The 15,238-nt window shown below is 64.7% G+C and carries 13 protein-coding genes; 3 read left to right on the top strand and 10 right to left on the bottom strand.

Annotated elements, in window-relative coordinates:
• Positions 1-184 precede the first annotated feature (184 nt).
• From ACPYN7_RS15455 to ACPYN7_RS15425, 7 genes are all read right to left on the bottom strand, one after another.
• Complete coding sequence (locus tag ACPYN7_RS15455; protein ID WP_424348226.1) at positions 185-1,315, bottom strand: UDP-glucuronic acid decarboxylase family protein; 1,131 nt, start codon at positions 1,313-1,315, stop codon at positions 185-187.
• Between the two features lie 155 nt (positions 1,316-1,470).
• A protein-coding gene (locus ACPYN7_RS15450) for an IS5 family transposase (protein WP_424348225.1) occupies positions 1,471-2,371 on the bottom strand; the annotation gives its coding sequence in 2 pieces (ribosomal slippage) (positions 1,471-2,019 and positions 2,021-2,371; 900 coding nt in all).
• Between the two features lie 45 nt (positions 2,372-2,416).
• Positions 2,417-3,826 carry a lipopolysaccharide biosynthesis protein gene (locus ACPYN7_RS15445; protein ID WP_424348224.1) on the bottom strand — a complete coding sequence of 470 codons (1,410 nt, stop codon included), beginning with the start codon at positions 3,824-3,826 and terminating at the stop codon, positions 2,417-2,419.
• Positions 3,823-5,211: a hypothetical protein gene (locus ACPYN7_RS15440; RefSeq protein WP_424348223.1), complete on the bottom strand. Its 1,389-nt coding sequence runs from the start codon at positions 5,209-5,211 to the stop codon at positions 3,823-3,825. Before ACPYN7_RS15440 ends, ACPYN7_RS15445 begins: the two co-directional genes overlap by 4 nt.
• Positions 5,204-6,124: a glycosyltransferase gene (locus tag ACPYN7_RS15435; RefSeq protein ID WP_424348222.1), complete on the bottom strand. Its 921-nt coding sequence runs from the start codon at positions 6,122-6,124 to the stop codon at positions 5,204-5,206. The genes ACPYN7_RS15440 and ACPYN7_RS15435 overlap by 8 nt, the downstream gene beginning before the upstream one ends.
• Before the next feature lie 26 nt (positions 6,125-6,150).
• A complete protein-coding gene (locus ACPYN7_RS15430) occupies positions 6,151-7,212 on the bottom strand; it encodes a glycosyl transferase (RefSeq protein WP_424348221.1) in 1,062 nt (353 codons plus the stop codon).
• Positions 7,209-7,853, bottom strand: coding sequence for a YveK family protein (locus tag ACPYN7_RS15425; RefSeq protein ID WP_424348220.1), 645 nt, complete (start codon positions 7,851-7,853; stop codon positions 7,209-7,211). Before ACPYN7_RS15425 ends, ACPYN7_RS15430 begins: the two co-directional genes overlap by 4 nt.
• Positions 7,854-8,263: 410 nt before the next feature.
• On the opposite strand from ACPYN7_RS15425, the gene ACPYN7_RS15420 reads away from it, so the two are divergent.
• Positions 8,264-9,358 carry a glycosyltransferase gene (locus ACPYN7_RS15420; protein ID WP_424348219.1) on the top strand — a complete coding sequence of 365 codons (1,095 nt, stop codon included), beginning with the start codon at positions 8,264-8,266 and terminating at the stop codon, positions 9,356-9,358.
• 89 nt (positions 9,359-9,447) lie between these two features.
• Here ACPYN7_RS15420 and nhaA read toward each other — a convergent pair whose 3' ends face one another.
• On the bottom strand, positions 9,448-10,740 hold the full coding sequence (nhaA, locus tag ACPYN7_RS15415) for a Na+/H+ antiporter NhaA (RefSeq protein WP_424348218.1): 1,293 nt from the start codon (positions 10,738-10,740) through the stop codon (positions 9,448-9,450).
• 114 nt (positions 10,741-10,854) lie between these two features.
• Positions 10,855-11,352 carry a DUF2505 domain-containing protein gene (locus ACPYN7_RS15410; RefSeq protein WP_424348217.1) on the bottom strand — a complete coding sequence of 166 codons (498 nt, stop codon included), beginning with the start codon at positions 11,350-11,352 and terminating at the stop codon, positions 10,855-10,857.
• A gap of 401 nt (positions 11,353-11,753) precedes the next feature.
• Between ACPYN7_RS15410 and ACPYN7_RS15405 the strand changes: the two genes are divergently transcribed.
• The gene (locus ACPYN7_RS15405; protein WP_424348216.1) at positions 11,754-12,812 is read left to right on the top strand and encodes a glycosyltransferase family 4 protein; all 1,059 of its coding nucleotides are present in this window, start codon (positions 11,754-11,756) and stop codon (positions 12,810-12,812) included.
• Between the two features lie 333 nt (positions 12,813-13,145).
• Here ACPYN7_RS15405 and ACPYN7_RS15400 read toward each other — a convergent pair whose 3' ends face one another.
• Positions 13,146-14,165, bottom strand: a complete 1,020-nt coding sequence (locus tag ACPYN7_RS15400; protein ID WP_424348215.1) for a DUF6492 family protein — start codon at positions 14,163-14,165, stop codon at positions 13,146-13,148.
• A 398-nt stretch (positions 14,166-14,563) separates the two neighbouring features.
• On the opposite strand from ACPYN7_RS15400, the gene ACPYN7_RS15395 reads away from it, so the two are divergent.
• Positions 14,564-15,223 carry a hypothetical protein gene (locus ACPYN7_RS15395; RefSeq protein ID WP_424348214.1) on the top strand — a complete coding sequence of 220 codons (660 nt, stop codon included), beginning with the start codon at positions 14,564-14,566 and terminating at the stop codon, positions 15,221-15,223.
• Positions 15,224-15,238 lie beyond the last annotated feature (15 nt).

Here is a 15,238-nt window from a genome sequence, read left to right as displayed (position 1 = left end):
TGAACCTGCGCGAAAGGGGGTGCACCGCCCGGGCTGCGCTGGAGCGTGTGCTCTTCGGGCCGGAGCGGCGAGGCCGAAATCCGGTGACGCGACGAACCGCAGTACGTCTCCGGTTTCGGGTCCTCCGGCGATGATGTACCTGGTGACGAGTGTGGTTCGGTTCAAAATGTCGGCTCTCATTCGGTCACAGTGCGCCCGGCGTGCGGATGTGAGACGCCGGACCGGCGGGTCGTATGGGCATCGAGCCGTCTGTTCCGCCGCCGGAAGTCTGTTGCGGAAACGGTGACATGGCGGAGTGCAGTGACGATTCGTCCGGAAGTCCTCCGAACTGTGCGCCTGCCAGGGGCTCCGAAGCGCGAGCGACGTCGTAGGGCCGGGCTTGGAAGTGCGCCACCGTACGGCGTACCCCCTCTACCGTGGAGATAGTCGGCGCCCACGAGAGTCGCTCTACCGCCAGAGTGATGTCGGGGCACCGGCGCCGGGGATCGTCGACGGGCCGGGGATGGTGTTCGATGTCGGAGCTGGACCCAGTGGCTGCCAGGACCATCCGGACGATGTCGAGGACCGAGTGTTCCTCCGGATTGCCCAGATTGATAGGGCCCCGTTCGCGTGAATCAATCATTGACACGATCCCCCGCACGAGGTCATCGACGTAACAGAACGAGCGGGTCTGACTGCCGTCACCGTAAATGGTCAGCACATCCCCATTGAGAGCCTGGGCAATGAAGCTCGAGATGACCCGCCCGTCGTCGGCGCGCATGCGCGGCCCGAAAGTGTTGAAGATCCGCACGACGCCGACATCGACGGCATGGACTCTCGCATAGGCCATGGCGATGGCCTCGCTGAATCTCTTGGCTTCGTCATAGACACTGCGCGGTCCCACTGAACTGACGTTCCCGCAGTAACTCTCCCGTTGCGGATGTTCGAGCGGATCTCCATACACCTCGCTGGTGGACGCCAACAAGAAACGTGCGTTCTTGCTTCTGGCGACCCGGAGGGCATTCTCGGTGCCTCTGCTTCCGGCGGCCAGTGTGTGGAGAGGAAGACGATGGTAGTCCGGAGGAGACGCGGGGCTCGCCAGGTGGGCCACAACGTGGACGGTCCCGTGGACCTCGATCCCGTCACTGACATCGCACTCCACGAAGGAGAAACGAGGATGCCGCTGGAGGAGCGTGACGTTGACGAGGCGGCCCGTGGAAAGATCATCGAGGCACACCACTGTGTCGCCCCGACGCAACAGCGCCTCGCACAGGTGAGATCCGAGAAAGCCGGCTCCACCCGTCACCACTACACGCATGTTCACCCCCATGGTCATGCGCCTCCGGTCGTGCCCCCATGACCGGATAACCTCATAATGTAGGACCCGGCGACCGACTTCCCAATCATGACAATGGGTGTCTCTCATGGGCTCAAGCCGTCCAACAACCCCCGAACGACGGTTCCCCGCGGGACGGCCGCGCGCGAGGACACCTAGGGCATGTCTCCCAATAGGTCTTTGAGCCAGATGGTGATGGCGCGCAGTACGGCCCCGCCGCGGTAGGTCAGCGCGAGCTTGTCGTATCGGGTCGCGAGGCCTCGCCACTGCTTGAAAAGGTTGAAGGACCGCTCGACGACGTTGCGGCCCTTGTAGTCCTGGGCGTCGAAGGTCGGGGGTCGACCACCTTGGGAGCCCCGGCGTTTCCGGTGGCCGACCTGGTCAGCGGGCTCGGGGATCACTGCGGTGATCCCTCGGGATCGCAGATGCGTGCGGATTGCTCTCGAGGAGTAGGCCTTGTCCGCCCGCAGCCGCCCGGGCCGGGTCCGGGGCCGCCCTGGTCCGTGGCGGGCCACCTGCAGGTGGGCCATCAAATGCGGGAACATCGGGGCGTCCCCGGGCTGACCCGGTCCCACGAGCACCACCAGAGGACGTCCGGCGCCGTCGACCAGGGTGTGGATCTTGCTCGACAGCCCGCCGCGGGAGCGGCCTACCGCGTGATCAGCCGGCTCGTCGGACAGATTCGTGTAGTTCGATCCCGCCCCCTGTGTCGCGGGAGAAGTTCGTGGCGTGCTGATGGGCCCGGTTGATGGTGGAGTCCACCGACACCGCCCAGTCGATCAGTTGAAGCTTCTGCGCCTCGGTCAGCAGCGCGGCCAGGACCCGGTCCCAGGTTCCGTCGGCGCTGTAGCGGCGGTGCCGTTTCCACACGGTCTGCCAGGGCCCGAACTGCTCGGGAACATCACGCCAGGCAATCCCGCACCGGTACCGGTAGAGAATGCCTTCCACCACGGGGCGGTCGTCGCGGAACGGCCGGCCTCTCTTGCCATCGGAGGACGGCAGGAGAGGGCGGATCCGTTCCCACTGATCATCGGTCAGCACAGCCGTACGGGACATGCCCCCAGCCTCGCAGAACCACTCACACGATTAAAGAGACATGCCCTAGGGCGTTCGATCCCGGCCCTTCATGGGAGCGGGGTTGTCCGATGGCGAATTGTGGGCGGCGGTGGCCACGCGTTGGGCCTCATCAACTGCTGCCCGGCGCCGGTCGAGGTCCCTGCGGATCCACCAGACGTTGGCCAGAACCTGGCACAGGCCGACGGCCAGCGCGGTGCTCCAGACGGTGCCCGCCGCACCGAGGACGGGGATGAGAAGGAGGGACAATCCGATCTTGAGCGGCACCATGGCGATGATGGGCCCGATCTGGAAGCGCAGTCCGCGCACATCGGTCATGTACATGCCCAAGGGGTACTTGGCGGCCTGCACGATGACATAGGCGCTGAAGGCCAGCAACAGAGGTGGATGCAGGTTGATCTTGCCGTCCGATACGAATGCTACGACCCATGGGGAGACCAGGCACAGGCCAGCGGCCAGAATGAGGCCGCCCAGTCCGAACAGCAGGCACAATTGCCAAGGGCTCTGGACGGTGCTGGTCGCCCGGTTCTTGGCGAACACCGGCCATAGAGCGACGCCTGCTGCCGCGATCGTCTGGAGAATGATGCCGAACAACTGAGCTGCGAGGTTGTACTCGACGAGCTCTGGGCTTCCGGACAGATGCGAGAGCATGAGGCGGTCGCTCCCCATGGCGAACGGAAGCACGACGAGCTGGACCAGCATCGGCCACGCCACGTCCATGACCTTTAGACCGGGGTATTCGTGGGGGCGCAACAATTGGCGCGCCACTCTGCGCAGTTGTGGCCGGACAAGTCTCGCAGCCTGCCACAAGCACAGGGCTCCCGCCAGGCCGTTCGCGGCGTAGGAATAGACGGCGAGCCAGCTGCCGGCGGGCACAGCGAGGGCAACCGACAGGGTCACTAGCAGGAACATCGTCGGGGAGACCACGAACTGATTGGCGATCTGCCTGGTCGTCCTGCCGAGACCGACCAGGATGCACTGGCCTATGCCGAAGGGCACACCGATCGCGAACACGATCATCACCACCATGGCCGGCCACTCGCCGTCCGCGGTCATGGCGTCGCCCAGAAGGGGCCGCCACAGTCCCAGTGCCGTCAGTGTCACCGCACCGAGGCTGATGACCACGGTGGAGAGGAGAACGATGCGGAAGGCGGTGAGCACAGTACGACGTACGACGTCGTCCTCGGCCGGATTTCTCGACGCCGCGACGGCAGTGATGACGGCGGTGCCCACTCCCAGGTCAGCGAAGGGGAGCAAGCTCCCCAGCGAGACGAGCAAGCCGTACTGGGCGTAGGCCTCGGTGCCGAAATTACTGATGATCATCCGGGTCGTGAGGATGCCGATGAACCCGGAGATCCCCATCACGGCGACCTTCATCATCGCGGTGGAGCCCACCGCGCGGAACTGTTGTTTCTTCGCAGCCGAACTGACGCTCATGCCCTGGCCCCCCGGACAGGCGGCGTATCCCCCGAGAGGGGTCCACGGATCCCCAGGAACGAAGGTTTTCCGTGTGGGATTAGGATGAGCCCGAGGGAAAAGACGAGGAAGGGACCGAGTGAGTAAAGCGGACCGAAGAACACGTTCCACAGCGCAAGGAGCGAGACGATAATCTGCAACGGGGTCACGGAGCGTGTCGAAAAGGCGTGGGCCAGGGAGTTTAGGAGGGCCCAGACGACGACGACCACCAGCACGAGACCGGGCAGCCCGAAAAGCGCCCAGAGGTCACCGATACCGGAGTGCAGTTCGATGCTCCTGCCGAACATGTAGTTGTATACATAACCGTTGTCTGCGTCATAGTTGATCTGACCCATCGCTTCCTGCGCCACGGCGATCCCGGACGGATTCAGGACGGTGCCCGAACCGAATCCTGCGGGCTCATGCCTGAACAGACCCGCTGTGGCAGCAATCTCCGGCCGTGCCCCCAGGATGAGGGACCCCGCACGGAGCACTTGCTCCTCGGACCGCAGCTGTGTGTGTGCGCCGAAAGCGCCGTTGAGGGCCAGACGGGTGAATATCCAGTAGATGACGTAGCCCAGGGCGCTCGCGAACAGCAGGGCACGCCCGGTCCCGATGCGCATGAACCGGTCCGGCAACGGCAGGAGCTGGATGCTCAGAATCACTGCCGTCATCAGTAGCATGCCCGCCAGGGACCGGGAGTCGTTGACGGCCGATATTGCCGAAAGCGTCACCAAAGCCAGAATGCCCAGGACCCGGGAGCGCGCCGCCTGGGTCACAGCCAGGACGAGAACGATGACGGGAACGGCCCACTCGGACTTCCACGGGTTGGACGCCGCCGGCGCGGCTGCGGCTCGTAGGAGCAGGCCCGCACCCAGCAACATCCCGATCTGCCACTCTGCCAGGACGGGCCGCGTCCAGAGGATGACGCCCGCAGCCAGTACGCTTCCTCCGAGCAGCGCCGAATTGGCGACAGCTCGGGACCACAGGACCTCGTGCGTCACGGAACTCGCCAGTGTCAGGAACAGGCCCGTCGCGACCGACACCACCGCCAGGACGAGGACGGTCGGGTAGTACCTGTAACGGGCCGCCGTCGCCAACCACAGAGGCATGGTCACGATCGCCAGTGCATACCCCGTGGTCACTCCGGCTGTGATCTGGAAGCGCATCGCGACATTCATCACCGCCAGTGCCGCCACGAGCAAGGCCAGCCCGAGGAGCACGGGATTCCAGTCGTGGCGCCTCCAGCGGGCCGTGCCGGAGGGCCGGTAGCGTCGCAGCGTCTCCAACTGGTCGGTGGTCCATCCGTCGGACCATCCGTCCCCGCGGGGCAGAGCCCCGGTGCCTGACTTCGGCGACTCAGCCATGACGAGCTCCCGCCGATCTTCGTCCGACGAGCAGCAGGAGCCCGTCGACGGTGGCCCGTGCGGCCGTGCGTATCGGTCGTAGCGAGCGCAGGAATTGTCGCTTGCCGCCTTGGAGCAGGACCTCCCGGGCGAGCATTGGAGACATCAGCGCCCAGCGCAGGCGATCGCGCGGTGCCAAGTGCTTGCGGGCGAACAAGAGGCGATTGCGAATGTTGTAATAGTAGAAGGTGTCCGAACGTGCGCGGTTGGACACCTTCTCCGCGCGACTCGTGCCGCCCTCGTCGTGCAGCGCACGCACCTCCTCCAGGACGACCAGCTCACCGCCCACCGCCTCGACCCGGTAGGAGAGATCCACGTCCTCCCAGTAGAGGAAGTAGTCTTCGTCGAATCCACCGCACGCTGACCACAGGCCCACATCGAGCGCCAGGCACGCTCCCGAGAGCCAGTGCTGCACCCGCAAGGGATCCCGGTGCGCGCCGGGGACCGTGTCCCGGTGCCGTGCGCCCATGCGCCCGGTGGAGAGCTCCAGCGCACTTCCCCGGGAGAAGACGGAGCCGTCCGGCCGCACGACGACCGGGGAGATCAGGGCACGTGGCCTCCGTACGACCTCGCGGCGGAGCATCGAGAGCGCTTGCGGTTCCAGGGAGGCATCCGGGTTGAGCAACAGGAGGTGCTGGGCGCCCAGCGTCTGTGCACGTGCTACCGCCAGGTTAACGCCGGCTCCGAAGCCCAGATTCGTGTCGGGGGCCTCGAGATGCCAACCGTGTTCGGCGGCCAGGCCCCGGACGGCTTGCCGCTCCTCGTCCGTGGTCCAGTTGTCGACGATGACCGCGAACGCGTTCGGCGCCGCAGCAACGAGAGGCGCCAGGTGCTCCCGCAATAACGCATGAGAACCGTAGTTGACGACGAGCACTCCGAGCAGGGGTAACGTCCTCGAATTCATCGGAGCACTCCCGGGTTCGACCTGTCCCGTGGTGACGATCCGGCGCGAACTCGGTCCACGTCATCGAGCGCGCGCCGGTAAGCCGCGACATGAGCGGATCCGGTCTCAGCCCATTCACGGGCGCTCAGGTCTGGCGGGGTGCGGCGCAGGAGCCCGCCGTCCGAACGGATGGTGTCGAGTGCCCGTTGCAGGTCCAGGGCGTCGAGGTCCCCCTCGAACAGGTGCACCCAGCCCGGCCCGACCTCCGCGGACAGCCTGCGATTGACCTCGTTGTCGGGTACCAGGACGGGACGGTCCAAGGACAGTGTCATCAGGGCCGCACCGGAGTTGTGCATGTGCGGGTAGGGCAGCACGACCATCTCAGCCTGGGTAGTCGTGGCGGCCAGGTCTGCGTCGTCGAGGAACTCGAAACGGAGGGTGATCCGAGGATCCGCCTCCGCCAGCTCACGCAGCGTGACCACGAGCGCATCGCTGGACGGCGTGCCGGAGATCGACAAGGACAGGTCTGGGCCGGACAGGGCGCGGAAGGCCCTGACCAGGGACTCGGTGCCCTTGTACCGGCGGATCCGGCCCACGAACACGAAGCGGCCTGGAATCGGTGGCTGCTTCGGCCACCGGGCGAACCAGTCACGGTAGTGCCCGTGCAGGATCAGGCTGTGCGGTTGATCATCGGGCAACTGGGTGGACGTGTTGATGACCACCCGGTGGGTTGTGCGACGGTCGAACCACCGGAGCAGAACGCGTTCCGCGGGGGAGATGTCCGCGGGAAGATGAAGATTGTGCACGGTTCGGACAATGGCGGTGCCGAGAATCCGGAACCGCAGCATCAAGAGGACGAACAGAATCTGCCGCGCAAGTTTCTTGGGGCCCGGGCGGCCGCCCACCAGGATCTCCGGCCAGTGCGCATGGAACACCTCGTAGCGACGCGTCATGGCCGCCCGCCACGTGAACGTGAGCACCTCGACACCCTCGGTCTCTCGCAGAGCGTGGAGAAGTTGCACGGTGTAGGGGTTGGTGGTGGGCCGTGGCTCGGGGGAGGAGGTCAACACGGTGATCACGCGCTCAGCACCTTGTTCTCGTTCTCGTCCTCGGTGCGGCGCAGCGAGACGGCGTGACGGGCGACGGCGACCAAGATGCCGACAAGCAGGCCTGCCGCCGTTCCGACGGCGAGCCGCAGGCGCTTGTTGGGTGAGTCCGGCTGCTCCGGCGGGGCGGCAGCCCCGACGGTCTCCAGTTCCACCGTCGGCGCGCCGGCGTCACCGACCGGTGCTACTTCACCGACCGCGTCCGTGAGGTGACGGGCAACGGAGTTCGCGAGGTTCGCAGCCTCCGCGGGGTCGGAGGCGGACGTGTGGATCTCGACCACCAGGGTGTCGACCGGCACCTCCGCACTCACCCGCTTCGCGAGGTCTCGGTGACTGACCGAGAGACCGGTCTCCGTGAGGACAGGGTCCAGGACCATGGGGCTGTCGGTCAGCGCTGCGTATGAGTGGATCTGGCTGTTCATGAATGAATTGACCGAACCGAGGTCGTCTTTGCCCACGGTCGCACTGGGAACGAGCAGCACCGACGTCGTCGCCCGGTAACTGGGCGCCTCCAGAAGGGCGGCGAGCAAGCCCGCTGCAATCCCCAGGATGGTGCAGATCGCGACGATCCGCCAGCTGCGCTGAAGCGCGATGAGATGTTCGACCGGTTCCATGACGTCCCCTCCCGCGCGGAGCGAACTCCGCGACAGAAACCACTCCTGCTCTGCCCCCTACCCGGCGTCCCCCGACGCGAGCGGGTGCGTCTATCCTCCGAACCTACACAGGGCCCCCGCTCTACACAGCTTTCGTTACCGATTTCGGTAGGGGCCGCCGTCGGGATGCCGAAGTCGACGCGGGTTTCCTCGTGCTACAGCCCTTCTCCGGTGCGGGCGGACAGCCGCACCCAGACTGCACCCAGCCCGACGTGGGCCGGTCTGGAAGGCACCACTGGGCCTCACGGTCCGGCGTCGGATAAGGTGACGCTCCTGGCCGTGTCCGGTGACGACGCGCCTCATAGCTCCGGCCGGGACACACAGGTTCGCCGGGTTCGGCGGCACATGACGCACTGCGAGGACACAAGCGAATGGTGACACCACGCCGGAGAACCGCCAAGTATTATCCCGTCGCCAGGACGGCGCATCTGGAGAGGCTCCACGACTTCTCGCCCGCCGTGTTCTTCTACACCGCCAGCAGGCTGGATTTCGATATGGACCGCGCTCCCGTGGGCACGGCCATCGTCCAGTGCTCGGTCTTCGACATGTTGCGCCGCGTGTATCGGGACAGGATCGAGACGTTGGAAGTCCCGGAACCCATGGTCATGACGCAGTGGCCACAGCTCATCACGGTGCATGCGACAGTGGCCCTGTGGAAGATGTTTGGCCTCCGGAGAGTGTCGCTTGTCTCATACTGCATCGAGAACTATCCCGTGCACCTCAAAGTGGCGATCAAACTGCGAACGACTGAGCGTGTGGCGCGAATCCTGGCGCGAGGAGTCGTGTACTTCCTGCTGAGCACGACCGAGAGGGTTGCCTTCGGGACGGAGGACTCCAGGAGAACATACGAAGACCTGGTTTCGGGGCCATTGGAACGAATCGTCGAGAACGAACTCGTCTGGGCGCTCCCACGCGCGCGGAGTGTCGCTCGAGAGCAGGGTGAGGGCGTCGTGTTCCTCGGAACCTTCGAGGACAGAAAGGGCATCGGGTGCCTGATGGAGGCATGGCCGCATGTGGTGCGGGAGGCGCCCTCCGCGCGGCTGACCATCCTGGGAATGGGGGGACGGCTCGAGGCGGTCCGTCGCTTCGCAGCCAGCACCCCGTCCGTCGAGCTTCTCGTTTGTCCGCCGCGGACGCGCATATTCGAGGAACTGGACCGGGCGAAGGCCTTGGTGCTCTTCTCCCAGCCGACCAGTCGATGGAAGGAACAAGTAGGTCTTCCGCTGCTGGAGGGACTGTCGTTCGGGTGCGAGATCGTGGCGTCGGACGAAACGGGCGTCTCATGCTGGCTGGCAAGCCACGGCCACCAGGTCCTCGAGCACACTGCGCAGGCCACGGCGCTGGCCCGCGGCATTCGTCAAGCTCTCGTTTCAACACGATCAAAGAAGACGATACTGTCGTCCCTGCCTGCAGAGGACGGACGGATCGTTGCGGATCACTACCTGTTCCAGTGTGAGGACGTCTGAAACCCGTACGGCCGCACACGAACCGGGTCCGCAGGGCGAAGCACACTCACAGGCCGGCACGGGCGGGTCCTCCGAGCCGGACCGGCCTGTCAGGCCGGGTCCAGCTTGTCCACCACCACGCCCCGCTCGCGCAGCTTCTTGTAGTGGGCATTGCGCACAGCCAGCAGCGAGCCGCCGATGAGGGCCGCGATCGCCGAGCCGGTGAGAATCCCGACCTTCGCGTGCTCGTTGTGCGGGTTGTCGATGCCGAAGCTGAGCTCCGCCACCAGCAGCGCGACCGTGAACCCGATGCCGGCCACCATGGCCAGGCCGCCCAGGTCCAGCCAGGTGTAGTCGTCGTCCTTCGTGGCCGGGGTGAAGCGGTCCATCAGCCAGGCGGCGCCGAAGATGCCGATCAGCTTCCCGCCCACCAGGCCCAGGACGATGCCGATCGCCACGGGGTCGGTCAGGGACGTCACCACGCCGTTGGCCCCGCCCACGGCCACTCCGGCGGCGAAGAACGCGAACACCGGGATGGCCAGCCCGTTGGACAGCGGCCGGAAGCGGTGCTCGAGCGTGGGGGCCAGGCCCAGCTCGGGGACGTCGCCGCGGATCACGCGGGGCTTCACGTGCAGCACCGGGACCATGAAGCCCAGCAGCACGCCGGCGATGGTGGCGTGCACGCCGGCCTCGAGCACGAAGAGCCAGGTGAGCACGCCGATGGGCATGAGGATCACCCACGCGGCCCAGGGCCGGGTGAGGAAGAAGATCATGAAGCGCTGCGTGAGGACGTAGAACAGCGCCAGGGGGACCAGGGCCAGCAGCAGGAACTCGACGTTCACGCCGTCGGTGTAGACGAAGGCGATGATGACAATCGCGATGAGGTCGTCCACCACCGCGAGGGTGAGCAGGAAGGTGCGCATGGCCACGGGCAGCGAGGCCCCGACCACGGCGAGCACCGAGACCGCGAAGGCGATGTCGGTGGCCGTGGGGATCGCCCAGCCGTCGATGGTGGTCGGGTCCGCGTTGCTGATCCGGTTGACGGTCACGTAGATCAGCGCCGGGACGATCACCCCGCCGAAGGCGGCCACGATGGGCAGCATCGCCTTTTTCAGGTTGCGCAGCTCGCCGTCCACGAACTCGGTCTTGAGCTCCAGGCCCACCAGGAAGAAGAAGATCGCCAGCAGGCCTTCCGAGGCCCACTCGCCCACGGTGTGGTCCAGGCCCGGGAAGTCGATGCCGATGTGCGTGTCCCGCAGGCCGAAGTAGCCCTCAGCCAGCGGGGAGTTGGCGATCACGAGCGCCGAGAGCATCGCGATCAGCAGCAGCACACCGCCCACCAGGTCCTTGCGGAGGAAGTTGCCCAGCCCGGGCCCGTGCTCGTCCGTCTCAACTGCGCTCACAGCCGGACTCCTGTTCGTCGTCGGAGGAAGATCAGGGGTCAGTCTACGACCGCCCTGTGAGCGGGGTTACCGTCCGGCCGCGAGCAGTGCGCGGGAGCGGAACGGTGCCGGGACTCAGCGGTTCGCGAGCCAGGCCTCGGCCTCCTGGGACTGCAGGGACAGGGCTTTGCCGATGAACGGCTCGGCGGCCTCGGCGACCATCTTGCCCACGAACGGGATGTTGGCCTTCACCACGCAGTGCACGTGCACGTCGGTGGCTGCGCCCTGCGGGGTGAGAGTTTGGGTTGCGGAGCCGGAGACCGGCAGGGCGGCCACGGAGATCTCGGTGCGCACCACACGGATCCCGTCCGCGTCGGGCATGTGGTAGGTGTCCACCTGGGTGAGCTGCACCGAGGAGCCCACGAACTTCCGGGCCATCTCGGGCAGCCGGTCCGCGGCCATGGTCCGCACCGTGGTCACGGCGAACTGGGTCTCGACGTCCCCGGCGACCTCCACCGACTCCAGGGTGGCCCCGGCACGGTGGGTCACGTGCCGGATGAACTCCTCGTCGGAGAAGGTCACCACGACCTGGTCGACGGGCGCGGGAACGGTGGTGGAGGCGGTGACGGCCATGGGTGCATTCCTTCGGTGAGAGGAAGAAAGATCTTCCATTCTATGGCATGACGTCTCGCGATCGGCTGTCGTTGAGTGTGCGTTCCGCCCTTTAATTCATCGCACCGCCGGTCTCGCCCGACTTGCAACCGCCGAAGGGCGCCGCCCGTGCCGGTGGCCCAGCAAGACACCGCAGGGCCTACCCATGCACGTTCGTTTGGTGGTTCCGTAAGTCCACCCGGCGACGATGGTGATAAGCCATGGAAGGGCATTACGCTGTCGATCGGGGAGAGCGGCTGACGGCTTTATTTGCCCATCAGGGACCCAGGAGCACTCGAGCATGAGGGACTCCGGGGCCCGATACTACGGACGGCGAGAGTCGTCCGCCCGGTTCGTTGGGTAACGTGGGGTGTGGTGATGAGATGAGGATTCTGTTCGATGCGTATTGGTTGCCTCACGGTGTCATATCGGGTCGTCGTGTCGTCGAAGAAGTGATCAGTGCCTGGAGCGCTGCCTTTCCGCGAGATGAATTGTTCGTGGCTTCTCCGGCTGCTGGTGAACTCAGCGGCGTCCCGGATGGTGTGCGGCAGGTGAAAACTCACCTGCGGCTTCACCCGGCAATCAACGCAGTGGAACTCCCTTTTCTGGCCAAGCGGCACGGAGTCGACTGGATCCTTGCACAAAATTTCTCTCCACTCGCGGGGCCGAGCGCCGTCTTTCTGCACGATGTTCTGTTCCAATCCAACCCCGAGTGGTTCTCGACCATCGAAAAAGCCTATTTTCGGGCCATGATCTGGACCCTTCCGTGCGCGGACAAGGTCTTTACTTCCTCCGAGAACGAATCACGTCGGATCGCATCTTTCAATCCAAGGGTGCGAACGCCGATTGCAGTCGGACTCGGCGTGTCCTCCAAGCTCTCGGAATCGGTCCCGATGCAGCCGGAGATCGATATCGAACCCGCGCAGTTCGTATTGGCGGTTGGTAGGCTCAACGTCCGAAAGAATCTCGGTCGGCTGGTCGTCGGTGCATTGCGCAGCCAGTGCCTCAACCGCCGTCTGCCGATGGTCGTGGTGGGCGAGAGCTCAGGGGTGGGCGAATCCATGTCGGAAGAGGTTCGGAAAGCAGCCTCAGATGGGAGTGTTGTCTTCACTGGCAGAGTTTCCGAGGCGGAGTTGCGCTGGCTCTACGAGAACTGCAAACTGATGTGTTATGTCGCCCTCGATGAGGGCTTCGGATTGCCCCCGGTGGAGGCTATGCACTTCGGGGCTCCTGTTCTGGTTTCTGACATTCCAGTGATGCACGAGAATCTCGGAGCATATGCCACATACGTGAACCCGCGATCCGTCGAAGACATTTCTTCCGCATTCAAGGAGTGCCTTGGAACCATGGGACCCGCGCCGGGAGTTCGTGCCGTCGACCATGACTGGTCTTCCATGGTTCGAAAACTCCGGCACGGACTGGACATGACTGCCACCGGGTAAGCAGTTGAGAGGTATTAGACGCGAAAGTACGGACGAACGGTGAGGAGAGCGTCGTTCGCCGCTGAACCCTTTCGATGCCCTGGAGGCAGAACCATGGGCTCGCAGTCGGCTCGGGCAGGACCCCGTCGGCCTGGTGCAACCTTCCGACAGCGGCCTGTCGTATCGCGCGGCGCGCCCCACCTGCGATTTGCTGGTAGAGGCAGAGGCTTCCGCCTCGGTGCACTGAAACGGCAAGAGCCATGACTTTCCGTCTGTGAGGGGGCCCGGAAGCGGTACTGAAACGAAAACTAAATCGAAAGCGCCGGCCACGATCTCCACACCGGGGGCTCTGTGTCAGCCGCCGACCCGCGGGAGCCGGTGCATGAGTTCTCTCCGCACCTTTCTCGGCACCGACAACACCTTGCCCGGCAGATCTCTTCTGGTTTGGGCCCGGATTTGCGATTCGTGCTGTGCGCGGAACTCGGCCACGAACGACTCAGCCTCCTCCGCAGATGGGAACAACTCCCGGCCTGCCCAGAAATCAGCCAGCATTCGGACGGCCTCGTCCGGTAGGTTAACCAGCGCTCTGCGGTGCACGGCAAAAATTGGCAGGTCATGATCTTCGGCGGTCGCGATGGCCGCTGCCACGCCGCATTCGTCCGCCGATTTCGGCCACACGATCGGACAGGTTGGTAGCTGATTGAGGTCGTACACATCCTCAATATCGCGTCCTTGAGAGATTATCCAACCTGCGTACAGAAAGAACTCAGTAAGGTCATTCTTCACAAACTCTTCGGCGAAGGTCCGGCGGCTGCGTCGTTCGATGTCCGTCATCATCGACGTGACGATCTCCGTACGAAGGGCGAAGGGCGTCACCGTAGCCGTGAACCACGGCACGTATCGAGACGGGTCAAGTTGCAAGTACCGCAGTACCCGCTCCAGATTGCGGCGCAGTGGGTGCTTCGCGTAACTGTGCCACGACGCCTTCAACCTGCCGTCGGGCCCCTCGAAGAAGTCCGGAGGCAAGGGAGCGATGAAGTGGTTCTTGGCGTCGAGGAGGACGAAGGTCCTGGTCTTCACTCTCGTAGCAACGGCCAGCTTCAGTTGCTGCTGGGAGCTCCATCCCACTGCGCGGGGCGACTGGGAGATTTCGTGCGCTCGTAGGACCGTGACCGAAGGCGCTAGCGGGCCGTACTGCGCCATCAACTGCCTTTGCACGATGAGCGGCATCCCCTTGGTCGAGTTGTCGATGACGATGATCTCCCGGAACTGGCCCTCTCGGAGATACCTGGCCATGGAGCGTGCCTGGAGAAGGAGCAAGGGATACTCCAACTCATAGACGACGCTCACTACGGTCGAATCAGCGTCAGCCATGTCGTGGGGCCTCCTGAGTCTGCCTCATGGGATGGTGCGGGTCCTGCTGTGGCTACGAGCGACCGCGCCCGGCATAGCACAAGACTACCGAGGAATGTCGTCGTCAGGTGCTTCGTCAAAAAGAGCCTTACTCGCCCCGAACGTCATGGTGTGCGTGAACTCGTGAGAATCTGTGCGGACAGCCGATCGCTCCCTTGAACGCTGATAGCAACGGGAGTCGACCGGACGGTCTGGCACGCTCTGCCTCGGGGAAAGGGATGTAGATGCCAGTCGATGACACAGCACCTCGGCCTGGACGCCGCAACGGCTTGACCCGGACGACTTCCCTGGGTCGGAACTCGGGCCCTGTGTCCGCGGGGCAACCAGGGTGGGAACGCCCGCACTTCCTCCGTTCTTTCGTGTGGGCGATGCTGCCGGTGGTATTCGTTACCCTTGTGAACGGTGTCCTGTTCACTGCCATCGTGTTCTCGACGGATGCCACATATGACACTCTGCACTCATGGTTTCGCTTGGTGGACGCGCATGCCGAGGGAAACGTGTCGACCTGGCTCAACACCGTTCTCTGGTTGGTAGCGGGTCTGCTTGCGGGCTACACCGCGCGGCATGCGCGCGACTACCGCAAGTCCTGGACTTCGGTCGCTGTCCTGGGGGTGTACTTTTCCATCGACGAGGCCGTGATGCTTCATGAACGCCTCAATGACATCTTCGCGGACTTCGGCCAGTCGCTCCCGATCGCCACTTATGCCTGGATCATCCCCGGGGCGATCATTGCCCTCGGGGTGGCCGGACTCCTGCTGCGCATGGTCATGTCCCTGCCTCACGTCTCCCGCAACGCCTTCCTGGCCGGTGGAACCGTGTTCGTTTTCGGCAGTGTCGGGCTGGACGGACTCGGCGGGTTCCTGTTTTTCCAGGACGGCTACAACGGGATATTCGTCGTGCTGGCGACCGTCGAGGAAGCGTGCGAGATGACCGGGGTTGCACTGTGCATCGCTGCGATGCTGTGTCTCGTGGAGAGGCGACGGATGGACAACGCTGTGGCTTACCGGGTCACCGTATGACGAGGCTTCGAGTTT

The sequence above is a fragment of the Kocuria sp. CH-021 genome (genome assembly GCF_049716185.1).
Classification (GTDB): Bacteria; Actinomycetota; Actinomycetes; order Actinomycetales; family Micrococcaceae; genus Kocuria; species Kocuria cellulosilytica.
Note: the sequence above shows the minus strand (reverse complement) of the source record. Positions and strands in the feature narration are given on the sequence as shown.